Origin of the sequence: Streptomyces sp. NPDC093065 (genome assembly GCF_044754585.1) — a bacterium.
GTDB lineage: Bacteria > Actinomycetota > Actinomycetes > Streptomycetales > Streptomycetaceae > Streptomyces.
In genome coordinates, this window is the sequence record NZ_JBIVPJ010000020.1 from 98888 (window position 1) to 114500 (window position 15613).

The 15613-nt window shown below is 72.8% G+C and carries 16 protein-coding genes; 5 read left to right on the forward strand and 11 right to left on the reverse strand.

Annotated elements, in window-relative coordinates:
- Window positions 1-16: 16 nt before the first annotated feature.
- Window positions 17-1279: an exo-beta-N-acetylmuramidase NamZ domain-containing protein gene (locus tag ACIQFU_RS29430; RefSeq protein ID WP_402555453.1), complete on the reverse strand. Its 1263-nt coding sequence runs from the start codon at window positions 1277-1279 to the stop codon at window positions 17-19.
- 172 nt (window positions 1280-1451) lie between these two features.
- Here ACIQFU_RS29430 and ACIQFU_RS29435 point away from each other — a divergent pair, with 172 nt between their 5' ends.
- A complete protein-coding gene (locus tag ACIQFU_RS29435) occupies window positions 1452-2222 on the forward strand; it encodes an SDR family oxidoreductase (RefSeq protein WP_402555454.1) in 771 nt (256 codons plus the stop codon).
- 150 nt (window positions 2223-2372) lie between these two features.
- Window positions 2373-2966 (forward strand): TetR/AcrR family transcriptional regulator, encoded by a 594-nt coding sequence (locus ACIQFU_RS29440; RefSeq protein ID WP_402555456.1) that lies wholly within the window; start codon window positions 2373-2375, stop codon window positions 2964-2966.
- 48 nt (window positions 2967-3014) lie between these two features.
- On the opposite strand, the gene ACIQFU_RS29445 is transcribed toward ACIQFU_RS29440, so the two are convergent.
- The 6 genes from ACIQFU_RS29445 to ACIQFU_RS29470 form a co-directional block, all read right to left on the reverse strand.
- Window positions 3015-4229, reverse strand: a complete 1215-nt coding sequence (locus tag ACIQFU_RS29445) for an acyl-CoA dehydrogenase family protein (protein WP_402555457.1) — start codon at window positions 4227-4229, stop codon at window positions 3015-3017.
- 7 nt (window positions 4230-4236) lie between these two features.
- Entirely contained in the window at window positions 4237-5271 is a 1035-nt protein-coding gene (locus ACIQFU_RS29450) for a phosphotransferase family protein (protein ID WP_402555458.1), read from the reverse strand.
- Window positions 5272-5416: 145 nt separating this feature from the next.
- Window positions 5417-5746, reverse strand: a complete 330-nt coding sequence (locus tag ACIQFU_RS29455) for a DUF202 domain-containing protein (protein WP_402555460.1) — start codon at window positions 5744-5746, stop codon at window positions 5417-5419.
- Between the two features lie 2 nt (window positions 5747-5748).
- A complete protein-coding gene (locus tag ACIQFU_RS29460; RefSeq protein WP_402555461.1) occupies window positions 5749-6141 on the reverse strand; it encodes a YidH family protein in 393 nt (130 codons plus the stop codon).
- Window positions 6142-6531: 390 nt separating this feature from the next.
- The gene (locus ACIQFU_RS29465) at window positions 6532-7053 is read right to left on the reverse strand and encodes an NUDIX hydrolase (RefSeq protein ID WP_402555463.1); all 522 of its coding nucleotides are present in this window, start codon (window positions 7051-7053) and stop codon (window positions 6532-6534) included.
- A gap of 42 nt (window positions 7054-7095) precedes the next feature.
- Window positions 7096-7995: a DMT family transporter gene (locus ACIQFU_RS29470; RefSeq protein WP_402555465.1), complete on the reverse strand. Its 900-nt coding sequence runs from the start codon at window positions 7993-7995 to the stop codon at window positions 7096-7098.
- A gap of 306 nt (window positions 7996-8301) precedes the next feature.
- Between ACIQFU_RS29470 and ACIQFU_RS29475 the strand changes: the two genes are divergently transcribed.
- Both ACIQFU_RS29475 and ACIQFU_RS29480 read left to right on the forward strand, forming a co-directional pair.
- Entirely contained in the window at window positions 8302-9252 is a 951-nt protein-coding gene (locus ACIQFU_RS29475) for a hypothetical protein (protein WP_402555466.1), read from the forward strand.
- A gap of 59 nt (window positions 9253-9311) precedes the next feature.
- Window positions 9312-10850 (forward strand): APC family permease, encoded by a 1539-nt coding sequence (locus tag ACIQFU_RS29480; protein ID WP_402555468.1) that lies wholly within the window; start codon window positions 9312-9314, stop codon window positions 10848-10850.
- Window positions 10851-10892: 42 nt separating this feature from the next.
- On the opposite strand, the gene ACIQFU_RS29485 is transcribed toward ACIQFU_RS29480, so the two are convergent.
- The 4 genes from ACIQFU_RS29485 to ACIQFU_RS29500 all read right to left on the reverse strand — a co-directional run bounded on the left by ACIQFU_RS29485 (window position 10893) and on the right by ACIQFU_RS29500 (window position 14768).
- Window positions 10893-11933 carry an L-idonate 5-dehydrogenase gene (locus ACIQFU_RS29485; protein ID WP_402555573.1) on the reverse strand — a complete coding sequence of 347 codons (1041 nt, stop codon included), beginning with the start codon at window positions 11931-11933 and terminating at the stop codon, window positions 10893-10895.
- A gap of 17 nt (window positions 11934-11950) precedes the next feature.
- Window positions 11951-12712, reverse strand: coding sequence for an SDR family oxidoreductase (locus tag ACIQFU_RS29490; protein WP_402555469.1), 762 nt, complete (start codon window positions 12710-12712; stop codon window positions 11951-11953).
- Window positions 12713-12751: 39 nt separating this feature from the next.
- Window positions 12752-14149 carry a GntP family permease gene (locus tag ACIQFU_RS29495; RefSeq protein WP_402555471.1) on the reverse strand — a complete coding sequence of 466 codons (1398 nt, stop codon included), beginning with the start codon at window positions 14147-14149 and terminating at the stop codon, window positions 12752-12754.
- A gap of 91 nt (window positions 14150-14240) precedes the next feature.
- Window positions 14241-14768, reverse strand: a complete 528-nt coding sequence (locus tag ACIQFU_RS29500; protein WP_402555472.1) for a gluconokinase — start codon at window positions 14766-14768, stop codon at window positions 14241-14243.
- 137 nt (window positions 14769-14905) lie between these two features.
- Here ACIQFU_RS29500 and ACIQFU_RS29505 point away from each other — a divergent pair, with 137 nt between their 5' ends.
- Window positions 14906-15607, forward strand: coding sequence for a FadR/GntR family transcriptional regulator (locus tag ACIQFU_RS29505; RefSeq protein WP_402555474.1), 702 nt, complete (start codon window positions 14906-14908; stop codon window positions 15605-15607).
- Window positions 15608-15613: the final 6 nt, after the last annotated feature.

Genomic DNA, 15613 nt, shown 5'->3' on the forward strand with positions numbered 1-15613 from the left:
CCGGCCGGCACGAAGGTCACCTGTAGAGCAGGTACTGGCGGCGCGTCCTGCGGAACACCGCCAGTTCCCGCTCCCAGCCGTGCACCACCTCGTCGGTGTCCGCGCCCGCGTCGATCATCGTGCGCACCCGCGTGGACCCGGTGAGCTTGTCGATCCAGTCGTCCGACCGCCAGGCGAAGCCGTCCCAGGTGCGCTTGGCGGTCACCAGGAGGGCGATTCCGGTGCGCACCGGGTCGAACGCCGCCCGGTCGTGCACGTGGAGCTGCACACCCCCGACGGTCTTGCCCTGGAACTTGGAGAAGGTGGGCGCGAAGTACGCCTCCCGGAAGCGCACGCCCGGCAGGCCGACGTCGTTCGCGGCGGTGGCCCAGGCCCCGTCGATCCCCTCCGCGCCCAGCAGTTCGAACGGGCGGGTGGTGCCGCGCCCCTCGGAGAGGTTCGTGCCCTCGAACAGACAGGTCCCCGAGTACACCAGCGCGCACTGTGGGGTCGGCATGTTCGGGCTCGGCGGCACCCAGGGCAGCCCGGAGGCGTCGTAGAACTCCGAGCGCTTCCAGCCCGTCATCGTCACCGTCTCCAACGGCACCGGCGACTGGAGGAACTCGCCGTTGAAGAGCAGCGCCAGCTCGGCGACCGTCATGCCGTGCGCCTGCGCGATCGGCTGCCGGCCGACGAAGGTCGCGAACTCCTTGTGCAGGACCGGCCCGAGGGCCGCCCGGCCGGTCACCGGGTTCGGCCGGTCCAGGACCACGAACCGCTTCCCCGCGAGCGAGGCCGCCTCCATGCAGTCGAACAGCGTCCAGATGTACGTGTAGAAGCGTGCGCCCACGTCCTGGATGTCGAAGACCACGGTGTCCACGCCGGACGCCGTGAACACGTCGGCGAGCGGCTGCCCGCTCTTCAGGTACGTGTCGTAGACCGGCAGCCCCGTCGCGGGGTCGTCGTAGCGCCCTTCGGAGCCGCCCGCCTGCGCCGTGCCCCGGAAGCCGTGCTCGGGCCCGAAGACGGCGGTCAGGTTCACCCGGTCGTCGGCGTGCATGACGTCGACGATGTGGCGCACGTCCCGGGTGACGCCGGTCGGATTGGTGACGACGCCGACCTTCTGTCCCTTGAGCGGGGCGTAGCCGCCGTCGGCGAGGCGCTCGAAACCGGTGCGCGGCCGGCGGCCCCCGTGCCCCGCGGGCGCCGCGTGTGCCGTGCCCGCCGCCGCGGTGGCGGCGGTGGTGCCGGCCGCCACCGCGGCCGTCGTGGCGAGCAGATTCCGTCTGGACAGCGTCATGCGGTGACCTCCGTGATCGCGGCGGGTGTCATGCGCACGCACGCTAACCCGCACCCCGGGGCCCGGGGAATGGAGTAGACCGCGGTTCGCCCCTTCCGTACGACATACCGACTGGTTAGTCTGGCGCTGCAACCGGGGGCGAGCAGTGCCCGATCCGTGTCGAAGGAGACCGATGGTGGAAGCCGTGCAGGACGCCGGAGTCGTCGTCACCGGGGCGGGAGGCGGCATCGGGGCCGCCCTGGCCCGCCGCTTCGCGGCCGGGGGAGCCCGGGTCGTCGTCAACGACCTGGACGCCGGGCGGGCGAAGGCCGTCGCCGACGAGATCGGCGGCACCGCGGTCCCCGGCGACGCCTCCGCGATCGTCTCCGAGGCCCGCGAGGCACTGGGCGGCACGGTCGACGTGTACTGCGCCAACGCGGGTGTCGGCTCCGGCGGTTCGGAGGCCGCGGCAGAGGCCGTGTGGGCGCTCGCCTGGGACGTCAACGTCATGGCGCACGTCCGCGCGGCCCACGAACTGCTCCCCGACTGGCTGGAGCGCGGCAGCGGCCGCTTCGTCTCCACCGTCTCCGCAGCCGGACTGCTCACCATGATCGGCGCCGCCCCGTACAGCGTCACCAAGCACGGCGCGTACGCCTTCGCCGAGTGGCTGTCCCTCACCTACCGCCACCGCGGGGTCAAGGTCCATGCCATCTGCCCGCAGGGGGTGCGCACCGACATGCTGGCCGCCACCGGCAGCGCGGGCGACCTGGTGCTGCGGCCCACCGCGATCGAGCCGGACGACGTCGCGGACGCCCTGTTCAAAGGCATCGACGAGGACCGCTTCCTGATCCTTCCGCACCCCGAGGTGGCCGAGTACTACACGGCGCGGGCCGCCGACCCCGACCGCTGGCTGCACGGCATGAACCGGCTCCAGCGGCAGTGGGAGGAATCGACGGCCGGGTGACCGCCGGCCCGGCGCGCGCCCCGCGCCGGACCGCCCTGCCCGACGTACCGAAGCCGGAGAGTGGGAAGATCCTCCGTCGGGAACCGCGTTCCCGTACGCGGCAGGACACGGCAGTGAACGGACAGTGAAACGGAAAGGCAGGTGACGGCAGTGCCCAGGACCACGGACGGGGACGGCACTCCGGTGCCGCAGCGGCTCCTGGCAGCCGCCACCCGGCTCTTCGCCGAGCAGGGCTACGACCGCACCTCGGTACAGGAGATCGTCGAGGCGGCAGGCGTCACCAAGGGGGCGCTCTACCACTACTTCGGCTCCAAGGACGACCTCCTGCACGAGGTGTACGCGCGCGTGCTGCGCCTCCAGCAGGAACGCCTGGACGCCTTCGCGGACGCCGACGAGCCGGTCGAGAAGCGGGTGCGGGACGCGGCGGCCGACGTCGTCGTCACCACCATCGAGAACCTCGACGACGCGTCGATCTTCTTCCGCTCCATGCACCAGCTCAGCCCGGAGAAGAACAAGCAGGTGCGCGCGGAGCGCCGGCGCTACCACGAACGCTTCCGCGCGCTCATCGAGGAGGGCCAGCGAACCGGCGTCTTCACCAAGCAGACCCCGGCCGACCTGGTGGTGGACTACCACTTCGGGTCCATCCACCACCTGTCCACCTGGTACCGCCCCGACGGCCCGCTCAGCCCGCAGGAGGTCGCCGACCACCTCGCCGACCTGCTGCTGCGCGCTCTGCGCCCGTGACACGCACGTGAGGTGACGCGCCCCCGGGACCCGGGGGCGCCGCCCCGCTCAGAGGTACTTCTTGATCTCCCGGCGGGCCAGCGAACGCTGGTGCACCTCGTCCGGGCCGTCGGCGATCATCAGCGTCCGCGCGCCCGCGTACAGCTCGGCCAGCGGGAAGTCCTGGCTCACGCCGCCCGCGCCGTGCAGCTGGATCGCCCGGTCGATGATGCCGACCACCGCGCGGGGCGTGGCGATCTTGATGGCCTGGATCTCGGTGTGCGCGCCCCGGTTGCCCACGGTGTCCATCAGCCAGGCCGTCTTCAGCACCAGCAGCCGCAGCTGCTCGACGGTGACCCGGGCGTCCGCGATCCAGTTGTGGACCACGCCCTGCCGGGCCAGCGCCTTGCCGAAGGCGTCGCGCGAGACCGCGCGGCGGCACATCAGCTCGATGGCCCGCTCGGCCATGCCGATCAGCCGCATGCAGTGGTGGATCCGGCCGGGGCCGAGCCGGGCCTGGGCGATGGCGAAGCCGCCGCCCTCCTCTCCGATCAGGTTGGACACCGGCACGCGCGCGTGGTCGAAGGTCACCTCGGCGTGGCCGCCGTGGTAGTGGTCCTCGTAGCCGAAGACCTGCATGGCCCGGTTCACCGTCACCCCGGGCGTGTCGCGCGGGACCAGCACCATCGACTGCTGACGGCGGATGTCCTCGCCGTCCGGGTCGGTCTTGCCCATCACGATGAAAATGCCGCAGTCCGGGTTCATCGCCCCGGAGATGTACCACTTGCGCCCGGTGACGACGTACGCGTCACCCTCGCGCTCGATGCGGGTGGTGATGTTCGTGGCGTCGGAGGAGGCCACGTCCGGCTCGGTCATCGCGAAGGCCGAGCGGATCTCCCCGGCGAGCAGCGGCTCCAGCCACTGCTTCTGCTGCGCCTCGTCGCCGAACTGGGCCAGCACCTCCATGTTCCCGGTGTCCGGCGCCGCGCAGTTCGTCGCGGTCGGCGCCAGCTGCGGGCTGCGGCCGGTGATCTCGGCGAGCGGGGCGTACTGGAGGTTGGTGAGGCCGGCGCCGTGCTCGGCGTCGGGCAGGAAGAGGTTCCACAGGCCCTGGCGGCGGGCCTCGGCCTTGAGGTCCTCCACGACCTGCGGGGTCTCCCAGGGGGAGGCGAGGCGGGCGCGCTGCTCGTGGGCGACCTGCTCGGCCGGGTAGACGTACTCGTCCATGAAGGCGAGCAGCCTGGAGCGGAGCTCCTCGGTGCGTGCGTCGTACGCGAAGTCCATGGCGGGGTCAGCCCTTCTGAAGGGTGGTCAGGCCGTGCTCGATGAAGACGGGGACGAGGTCGCCGATGCGGTCGAAGCCACGGCCGACCGTCTGGCCCAGCGTGTAGCGGTAGTGGATGCCCTCCAGGATCACGGCGAGCTTGAACCACGCGAAGGCCGTGTACCAGGCGACCGCGGAGACATCGCGCCCCGAGCGGGCGGCGTACCGCTCGATCAGCTCGGCGGGCGCGGGGTGGCCGGGGGCCTGGGCGGTGGTGGAGACGGGGGAGTCGGGCATGCCGAGCGGGCTGCTGTACATCACCAGCAGGCCGAGGTCGGTCAGCGGGTCGCCGAGCGTGGACATCTCCCAGTCGAGGATCGCCTTGATCCTGTCCTTCCCGCCGTCCCCGTCGCCGATCAGGACGTTGTCGAGGCGGTAGTCGCCGTGCACCACCGTCGGGGCGGGGGAGCGGGGCAGCTCCCGGCCGAGGGTGGCGTGCAGCTCGTCGATGCCGGCCAGGTCGCGGTTGCGGGAGGCGTCGAGCTGCTTGGCCCAGCGGCGGAGCTGCCGGTCCAGGAAGCCCTCGGGGCGGCCGAAGTCCGCGAGGCCGACCTCGGCGGGGTCCACCGCGTGCAGTCCGACCAGGGTGTCGACGAGATCCAGCACGGCGGCGCGGGTGCGCTCCGGGCCGAGGGGGGCGAGCTGCTCGGCGGTGCGGTACGGGGTGCCGTCCACGTACTCCATGACGTAGAAGGGCGCCCCCAGCACCTCCTCGTCCTCGCACAGGAGCACCGGGCGGGGCACGGGCACGTCGGTCGGGTGCAGGGCGCTGACGACGCGGTGCTCGCGCCTCATGTCGTGCGCGGTGGCCAGGACGTGGCCGAGCGGAGGGCGTCGTACGACCCAGCGGGCGCTGCCGTCCGAGACGGCGTAGGTGAGGTTCGACCGTCCGCCCTCGATCAGCCGGGCGGACAGCCGCCCGGTCACCAGACCGGGCCGCTCGCGGTCGAGCAGGACGCGCAACCGGTCGAGATCGAGTCCGGGCGGGTGGTCGGGGCTCATCGGCTCTCCCTGGGGGGCAGGCGAACGGTACCCGACACATGATGCCGACCGGTCGGTATGCCGTCCAGTGGGCGGACCGAACGTGATCGGCGTTACGGGCCGGCCGCGCGAGGGTCCCTCGGCCCGCGGAGGCGCGGCGGGGCCGTCAGAGGACGAGGAACGCCCCGCACACGGCGAGGGCGAGCGTGCACAGGGCGGCGGCGGTGGCGAGCGGCGGGGTGAGCGCACGGGGTCTGCTCGCCGCGGCGAGGGCGTGGATACGGCCGTGGGCGATACGCAGGAGGGCCAGCCAGAGCGCACAGCACAGGGCGGCGGCCAGTACCGAGACGGTCGTCGCGCCGCCGTGCAGCGCCGCCTTCACGGCGAGTACGGCGGCGACCGTGCCGGACAGGGTGGTGCGGCGCCAGGCGAGCCGGGTGCGCTCCGGCTGGAGCCCGGGGTCGCGTTCCGCCGGTGCCGCGTCGGCGCCGCTCACGCTCAGCCCTCCCAGCCGACGAGCACCACGACGACCATGACGACGGCGACCACGGCCACGACCAGGCTGAGCAGCGCCGGGAAACGGGAGACGGGCAGGTCCTCGCCCCGGCGCATGGCGCGTTCGCAGCGCACCCAGTGGTTCACGGCCCGCAGCGAGCACAGCACACCGGCGGTGAGCAGCGCGAGCGCGAGCCCGACCCGCCAGCCCCACCGCAGGTCGGGCAGGAACTGGTCCACCGCGAACCCGCCGCCGATCAGCGCGAGTGCGGTGCGCAGCCAGGCCAGGAACGTACGCTCGTTGGCCAGCGAGAACCGATAGTCGGGGGTCCCCCCGTCCCGCCGCACCTCCTCCGGCACAAACCACAACCGAACGTTCCGCACAAAACCGATCACCCGTGGACCATACAACCGTCAGCAACCACCCTCTGACTACGCCCAACCACGCCACCGCAACCGCCGCAGCCACGCCGCCGTCGCCGCGCTCAGTCGCCGCGCCGCCGTCGCCGCGCTCAGTCGCCGCGCCGCCGTCGCTGCGGGCAGTCGCCGCGCCGCCGTCGCCGCGCTCAGCCGCCGCGCCGCCGTCGCTGCGGGCAGTCGCCGCGCCGCCGTCGCTGCGCTCAGCCGCCGCGCCGCCGTCGCCGCGCTCAGCCGCCGCGCCGCCGTCGCTGCGGGCAGTCGTGCCGCTGGGGCGGCACGGGTGGGCGCAGCGGCACCCCGCAACGCCGGGCCGCGCACCCACCCCGGCGCCCACCACCACGCCGGACCACCGCACCACGCGCCGGCTCAGTCACCGCCCCGCCAGGCCCGCAGCCGCGCATACGCCGCCACCCCGTCCGGCACGAACTCCCACTCGCCCTCCCCGAGCCGCCCCTCCAACTCCGACTCGGAGAGAAACCCGTACCACTCCACCTCCTCCACCTGAGGAGCCACCACCCCCGCACACCGCACCTCGTACACCGCCGACCACCAAGTCCGCCCACCCCCGTCGTCGTACAGGAACTTGAACAGGAACTCCGGCCGCGGCAGGCCGCTCACCCCCAGCTCCTCCTCCGCCTCCCGCAGCGCCGCGTCGTCGTAGGACTCCCCCGCGCCCACCACCCCACCGACGAACATGTCGTACAGCGCGGGAAACACCAGCTTCGAAGCCGTACGGCGGTGGACGAACACACGCCCCCCGGGGTCCCGCGCCCACACGAACACGCACCGGTGCCGCAGCCCCCTGGCATACGCGTCACCCCGCCGGGCCCGCCCGACGACGCGGTCGTTCTCGTCGACGACGTCGAGGATCTCGTCAGCAGAACTCATCCGCCCATCCAAGCAGCCGCCGCCCCGACACCGCAGATGCCGTCAGCTCCGCTCCAGCGCCCGCTCGCGCCCGCTCTCCCCCGTGCCCGTGCCCTGCGGCAGCGCCGGATGCAGGCCCAGCAGGACGATGCCCGCCACGACCGCCGCGAGCCCGCCCGCCTCCCACGCGAGGGCTCCGGCATCGGTGTGCAGCCGGTCGCCGAGGAAACCGACCCCGCAGACGATGCCCGCGAGCGGCTGAGCGGCCGTCAGCGCGGGCAGCGACCTGCGCAGGGGCGCCGTCTCGAAGGCGCTCTGGACCAGGACCAGGCCGGTGACGCCGAGCACCACCACGGCGTACGGCTGCCAGCCCGTCAGCAGTTCCGCGAGACCGCCCGCCGAGAAGCGCCGCCCGCTGACCCGGGTCAACGCGTCCTGCACCCCGTACAGCAGACCCGCGGCCAGGGCCAGCAGCGTCGGGCCCCAGGTCAGCCGCAGACGGCCGGCGCCCAGCGTGAGCAGGAGGGCCAGGCCCAGCATCACGCCGACGATCAGCCAGTGCCGCAGCGGATCGGTCACCGCGCTGCCCCCGCGCGGCTCGCCCGCCAGGATGAAGGCGGTCACCCCGCCCGCGAGCAGTGCGAGGCCCGCCCAGCCCTGGCGGCCCAGCGGCTGCCGGGTCTGGACACGGGAGAGGGCGAGGGCGAAGAGGAGGTTCGTGGCCAGGAGCGGCTCGACCAGGGTCAGTTCACCGCCGCCCAGCGCGATCGCGCCGAGCACCAGACCGGCCACCATCAGCCCCATGCCGGCCAGCCAGCGCGGCACCCGAACGAGGTCGAGGAGGAGGCGGGGCGAGAGGAAGTCGCCCAGCGGAGCGCGCTCGGCCGCGTTCTGCTGGAGGACGAAACCGAAACCCAGACAGCACGCGGCGCACACGGCGAGAACCAGAACCAGAACCGACACGCTGCGTACCTCGATCGTCAGTCGGGTCACGGGGGCGTCGGGGACGACTCTAGTGCGGGGGAGCCCCCGATGCCGGGCGAGCGGCGCATTCGGGGTGCGGCCCGGCGGCGGGCGCCCGGGGTCAGGGCGACGGCCGACGCGGCACAAGTTCCCCTGCCGTCACGTCAGTTGACGCGTGTAACAGCCTGATTCCTCTTGACGTCAAGCCTTGGCTGCCGGTTTGCTGTGCGTGATCAGTTCATGGCAATCCGGTCATGGCAGTCCGGCTACGACGACCTACCGCGTCGCGTGAGGAAGTTTCCCGCGGTGTCCCCACCTCCGCCTCCCCTCGGCCGCGGCCGCAAACGCGCGGCCCAGACCTTCGACGAGGCCCTCGACGACGCCGAACTCGTGGCCGTCCGAGCCGCGTTGGCCCAGGGCCGATGGCAGTCAGTCCGCTCCCTGCTGGTCCACACGGGTGAGGACTGGGACCGCCGGGGGCACCGGGTGGCCGTCCTGGCCAAGGAACCCCACTGCGCCCCCTGGGCCCGCGAGTGGCTGCTCGCCGACCCCGGCTCCGCCGACGCGTCGGTGCTGCTCGCCTTCGCGCTGGTCCACCGCGCCCTGCGGGGCAAGGAGAAACCCGCGCGGGTCCGCGAGGCCTGCCGGGAGGCGGCCGCCCTCGTGCCCGGCGACCCCACGCCCTGGCTCGGGCTGCTCGTGCTGGAGCGCTCCCTGGGCGCCGACGAGGCCGTCGTCCGCGTCTTCGACGAGGTGCGCGGCCGGTACGCCGACCACCACCACGCCCACCACCTGATGGTGGCCCGGCTCGCCGAACGCGCCGGCGACGGCGGCCCCGACCCGCTGCACGAGGTGTACGACTTCGCCAACTGGGCCGCCGAGCAGGCCCCCGCCGACTCCCCGCTGGCCATCCTCCCGGTCGTCGCGCACGCCGAGCGCTACCGGGTGCTGGCCGCCGCCGGACACGAGTCCCCCGACCCCGCCGCCTCGGGCCACTGGGTCGGCCGGCGCGCCCGGCTGGTGATGAAGGCGGCCTTCGACTGGTGGCTGGAGTGGGAGCAGGACGGCCACCCGCGCCGGCTGATCGACCTCAACTTCCTCGCCCACGCCAAGTCCTGCGAGGGCCGCGGCGCCGAGGCCGCGGCCCTGTTCCACCGCATCGGCGAGCACGCCACGCCCGCACCGTGGTCGTACCCCGACCGCGACCCGTTCTCCGCCTTCCGTGCCGCACGCGCGGGCGCGCTCGGCACGGCCTGACCGCCCGAAAGACCCGACGCACACCACCCACAAGAGACACGAGAGAAGGACGTCCTCCGATGACCACGGGCAGTTCGAGCACGAGCAGATCCGCGAGCGGTGGCGCCATCAGCACCTTCAAGGGCGAGGAGCGCGCCCTGCGCGCCGACCGGCTGGGCACGGGAGGACTGCTCCTGTCCGTGCTCGCCGCCACCGCCCCGCTGATGGTGGTCGCGGGCGTCATGCCCACCACCTTCGCGGTCATGGGCATCGTCGGACAGCCACTGCTCTTCGTGGTGCTCGGCGTGGTGCTGATCCTCTTCAGCATCGGATACGCCGAGATGAGCCGGCACGTCCACAACGCGGGCGCCTTCTACGCCTACATCTCCCGCGGCCTCGGCGGCACCGCCGGCGCGGGCGCCGCCCTGGTCGCTCTGGTCGCCTACAACGCCCTCCAGGTCGGCATCTACGGCATCTTCGGCTTCGAGGTCTCCGGACTGCTGTCCACCTACGCCGACCTCGACGTGGCCTGGTGGATCCCGGCCCTGCTCGCCGTGCTCGCGGTCGGCGCGCTGGGCTGGCTGAAGATCGACGTCAACGCGCGCGTACTGGGCGTCCTGCTCCTCATCGAGGTCGTGCTGGTGGTGGTGTTCGACATCGCCGCCGTCGCCGACCCGGGGGCACAGGGCCTGTCGCTGCACGCCTTCAACCCGGACACCCTGACCGGCGCCGGGGTCGGTACCGCGCTGTGCTTCTGCATCGCCGCCTTCCTCGGCTTCGAGCAGGCGCCGGTGTACGCGGAGGAGACCAGCCGGCCGCACGTGCTCGTCCCGCGTGTCATGTTCCTGGCGGTTGCCGGGGTCGCCGTCTTCTTCGCGCTCAGCAGCTGGGCCCTGACCGTGGCCACCGGCCCCGACAAGATCGTCGGAGCCGCCCAGGAGCAGAGCGCCGGACTGCTGTTCTTCCTGACCGAGTCACGGCTCGGCGACACCTTCACCGACGTGCTGCACGTCCTGTTCGTCACCGGCATGTTCGCCGCGCTGCTCAGCTTCCACAACGTCGTCGCCCGGTACGCCTTCGCCATGGGCCGCGAGGGCCTGCTGCCCCGCGCCTTCGGGCGGACCAGCGGCACCAGCGGCGCGCCCGGCACCGGCTCGCTGCTCCAGACCGCCGTGTCCGCGGTGGTCGTCGTCGGTTTCGCCGTCGCCGACGACAAGCCGAACGGCGACCCGACCCAGCCCGTGCTGCACCTGTTCACCTGGGGCGGCAACATCGGCGCCCTCGGCGTGATCGTGCTGATGGCCGCCGCCTCGTTCTCCGTCGTGGCCTTCTTCGTCCGGCGCGGCGCCGCCGGGGCCCAGGGCGTACGCCTGGTCACCTCCACCGTCGCGGGCCTCGCCCTGCTGGTGATCGCCGGCTACACGGTCAAGGACTTCGACGTCCTCGTCGGCGCGGGACCCGACTCCGCCCTGAGCTGGGTGCTGCCCGGCATCATCGGCCTCGCCGCGGTCGCCGGCGTGGTGCAGGGACTCGTCCTGCGCTCCCGGGCGCCCGAACGGCACGCCCGCATCGGCCAGGGCAACGAGGCGTTCCAACTGGACAAGGCCGCCTCCTCCTGACGCAGGGGAGGGGCGGCCTCGCGTGTTCCCGGCTCCGGCCGCTCAGCCGGCCGGAGCCGCGCCGAAGTCCAGCAGCACCTTGCACGACCGGCTCCGGTCCGCGGCCAGCTCGAACGCCGACGCCGCCTCCCGCACCGGCACCACCGCGCTGACCAGCGCGTCGAACGCGGGCTCGGCGGCGAGCAGGCGCAGCGCGTCGTCGAACTCGCCGTCGAAGCGGAACGCCCCGCGCAGCTCGATCTCCCTGCTCACCACCAGGTTCCCGGCGAAGGGGCTCTGCCCCGGCGGCAGCATGCCGAGCTGGACGACCACACCGCCGCGCCGCACCAGCCGCAGACAGGTGTCGAGACCCGCGGCCACCCCGGACGCCTCGACGGCGGCGTCCACTTCCACCGGCCGGCCGGAGTCCTCCGGGACGTCGGCGCGTACGAGGGTGTCGGCGCCGGCGGCCCGCGCGTACTCCAGGGCCGCGGGCAGCGGGTCCGTCACCGTCACGTGTGCCGCGCCCGCCGCCTTCGCCGCCGCGACCACCAGGCAACCGATCGGCCCGGCGCCGGTGACCAGCACATGCCGGCCGGTCGGGTCCCCGGCCCGGCGCACGGCGTGCAGGGCGACGGACAGGGGCTCGGCGAGGGCGGCCCGGCGCGGGTCCAGACCGGCGGGAAGGGGCCGCAACTGCCGGGCGGGGACGACGATCCGCGCCGCGAATCCGCCCTGGACGTGCGGAAAGCGGGCGGCGCTGCCCAGGTAGCGGGTGTCCCGGCAGACGTTGCGCCGCCCGTCCACGCACTCCGGGCACTCCCCGCACGGGGTCGCCGGGTGCACGGCGACGGACGTACCGGCCGCCGGGCCGTCCGGGTCGGGGGAGCCGTACGCCACGACCGTCCCGACCACCTCGTGCCCGAGCAGCATCGGCTCCCGCAGGCGGAAGTCGCCGACGCCCCCGTGCCGCCAGTAGTGCAGGTCCGAGCCGCACACCCCGCCGTACCGGACGGCGACCAGCGCCTCACCCGGGCCGGGGCGGGGCACGGACACGTCCTCGACCCGCAGATCGCCCGCACCGTGGATCACACAGCCCCGCACGCGGTCGGCCCCGGCGCTCACAGGACGCTCGTCATTCCGCCGTCGACGTACAGGATCTGTCCGCCGACGAAGTCCGCCGCGGGCGAGGCGAGGAACAGCAGCCCGCCCACCAGATCCTCCGTACGGCCCCAGCGGCCCGCAGGAGTGCGCCCGCGCACCCAGGCGCTGAACTTCTCGTCCTCGACCAGCGGCCGGGTCAGCTCGGTCTCGATGTAGCCGGGGCCGAGCCCGTTGACCTGGACGCCGTACGGGCCCCAGTCGGCACACATGCCCTTGGTGAGCATCTTCAGCGCGCCCTTGGTGGCGGCGTAGGGCGCGATGCCCGGGCGGACCACCTCGCTCTGCAGCGAGCAGATGTTGACGATCTTGCCGTGGCCGCGCTGCGTCATCCGGCGCGCCGCCTCCCGGCCCACCAGGAAGGCGCTGGTGAGATTGGTGTCCAGGACGCGGTGCCAGTCCGCGTCCGCGAACTCCAGCAGGGGCGCCCGCAACTGCATCCCCGCGTTGTTGACCAGGATGTCGAGCGGGCCCACCCGCTCCTCGACCTCGGCGATCCCGGCGGCCACGGACGGACCGTCGGTCACGTCGAACACCGCCGTTCGGACCTCGCCGGGAAGTCCGGTGGCGGCCTTCGCGAGGCGGTCGCCGTCGCGTCCGTTGAGGACCACGCGGCAGCCGGCCTCCGCGAGGCCCCGGGCCAGCGCCAGCCCGATGCCCCGGCTGGAACCGGTCACCAGGGCGGTGCGCCCGCCGATGTCGAAGAGGGGGTGAGCCGTCATCGTCGTACTCCTGTTTCTACTGGCTGCTGCGTGGTGCGGCTATATGACCAGGGACAACAGCAGCACCAGCGCACCGGCGACCACCGAGATGATCGTCTCCATGACGGACCAGGTCTTGATGGTCTGGCCGACGTTCAGCCCGAAGTACTCCTTCACCAGCCAGAAGCCGGCGTCGTTGACATGGCTGAAGAAGAGCGAGCCGGCGCCGATGGCCAGGACCAGCAGGGCGGCGTGCGTGGTCGACATGTCGGCCGCGAGCGGCGCGACCAGACCGGCCGCCGAGACGGTCGCCACCGTCGCCGAACCGGTCGCCAGCCGGATCGCCACCGCGATCAGCCAGGCCAGCAGCAGCGCCGGAATCGACCAGTCCTTGGAGATCTCCAGGATCATCTGGCCCACACCGGAGTCGATCAGCGTCTGCTTGAAGCCGCCGCCCGCGCCGACGATCAGGAGGATGCCGGCGATGGGCGCGAGGCCCTTCTCGACCAGGCCGGAGAGACGGTCCTTGCCGAACCCGGCGGGCCGCAGCAGCGTGAAGATGCCGACGATCACGGAGACCAGCAGGGCGATCAGCGGGTTGCCGATGACGTCGAAGGTGCGCTGCACCCCGTTCTCCGGGTCGTCGACGATGATGTCGACCAGCGCCTTGAGCAGCATCAGCACGACCGGCAGCAGGATCGTGGCCAGGGTGGCACCGAAGCCGGGGCGCTTGTCCAGCTCCTCGGACGCGCGCTGCGGGATCATGCGGTCGGGGGCCGGTACGTCCACCCAGCGGGCCGCGTACTTCGAGAACACCGGACCAGCGATGATCACCGTCGGGATCGCGATCAGCACGCCCAGCGCCAGGGTCACGCCGAGGTTGGCGTCCACCGCGTCGATGGCGACCAGCGGGCCGGGGTGCGGCGGGACCAGACCGTGCATCACGGACAGGCCGGCCAGCGCCGGGATGCCGATCCGCATCAGGGAGTAGTTGCCGCGCTTGGCGACCATCAGGACGACCGGGATCAGCAGGACGATGCCGACCTCGAAGAACAGCGGCAGTCCGATGACCGAGGCGATCAGCACCATCGCCCACGGCATCGAACGCGGCGACGCCTTGGCGAGGATGGTGTCCACGATCTGGTCGGCGCCGCCGGAGTCGGCGAGCATCTTGCCCAGGATCGCGCCGAGGGCGATCAGGACGCCGACGCCCGCCACGGTGGAGCCGAGCCCGGCGGTGAAGCTGGTGATGACCTTGTCCAGCGGTGCGCCGGCGAACGCGCCGAGCGCCAGCGACCCGATGGTCAGCGACAGGAAGGCATGCAGCTTGAACTTGGTGATGAGCAGGACGATGACGGCGATGCCCAGGAGCACGGCGATGCCGAGCTGGGCGTGGCCCGCCGAGGTGATCGGCTCGACGGGGTCCGCTGCCAGCATCTCGACGCTGAGTCTGGTCACGGTGGTTCCCTTGCGGTGATGGGGATTCGGGGGAGTTCGGGGCGGTGCGCGCGGGGAGCGGCACGACCCCGGGGGAGGTGGGTGCGACGGGTTACGCGACCGGCTCGGGAAGGTCCTTCAGGGCGTCGACCGCCCGTGCGGTGATCTCCTCGGGGGTGCCGGCGACGTCCACCGCGACTCCCGCCTCGTCCGGCTGCAGCGGCTGGAGCGTGGCGAACTGGGAGTCGAGCAGGGCCGTCGGCATGAAGTGGCCCTGCCGGTGCGACATCCGGTCCTCGATCAGCTCACGGCTGCCCGTGAGGTGCACGAAGACGACACCGGGAGCGGCGGCCCGCAGCCGGTCGCGGTACGACCGCTTCAGCGCCGAACTGCTCACCACCCCACCCAGCCCGGCCCGCCCGTGCGCCCAGGCGCCGATGGCGTCCAGCCAGGGCCAGCGGTCCTCGTCGGTGAGCGGGGTGCCGGCCGTCATCTTGGCGATGTTGGCCGGTGGGTGGAAGTCGTCGCCCTCGGCGTAGGGAACGCCGAGCCGGGCCGCGAGCAGGGGACCGATGGTGGTCTTCCCGGTGCCCGCGACTCCCATGACCACGACCACGTGGGGGGTGTGCAGTTGCTGCATCGCACTCTCGCTGTCTGCTGTCTTCGTCGACACCTGATGTCGACGTAACTGAAACCCATTAGGTACGACGAATTCAAGAGCCTGTGACATATAAGTCTGACTTTTTATTCCGGTGACACGCCCCGTACGCTGAGTGCATGAGCACACCGGGCCGGGGGCTGCACGGCCGCGTACTTGACTCCCTCGGCCCCGCCATCACAGCGGGCGAATACCCCGCGGGCAGCGTTTTGCGCACGGACGAACTCGCGCAGCGTTTCGAGGTGTCGCGCTCCGTGATGCGGGAGGCGGTCCGGGTGCTGGAGTCCATGCACCTCGTCGAATCGCGCCGCCGCGTGGGCGTCACCGTCCTGCCCGAGTGCGAGTGGAACGTCTACGACCCGCAGGTCATCCGCTGGCGCCTGGCCGGCTCCGAGCGCCCCCGGCAGCTGCGCTCCCTGACCGTGCTGAGGTCGGCCGTCGAACCGGTGGCCGCCGGTCTGGCCGCGCGGCTCGCGACGCCCGAGCAGTGCGCCGAGCTGACCGAGTGCGCGCTCGGCATGGTCGCCAACTCGCGCGGTCACCGGCTGGAGGAGTACCTCTTCCACGACGTGGCCTTCCACCGCGTCGTCCTCACCGCCTCCGGCAACGAGATGTTCGCCCGCCTCGGCGGCGTCGTCGCCGAGGTCCTGGCCGGGCGCACGCACCACGACGTGATGTTCGAGGACCCCGACCCGGCCGCCGTCACCCTGCACGTCCAGGTCGCCGAGGCGGTACGCGCCCGCGACGCCGAGCGCGCGGAGCGGCTGACCCGGGAGATCACCGAGGGCGCGCTGCAGGAGCTGGACATCCTGGCGCCGTAGGGCGCC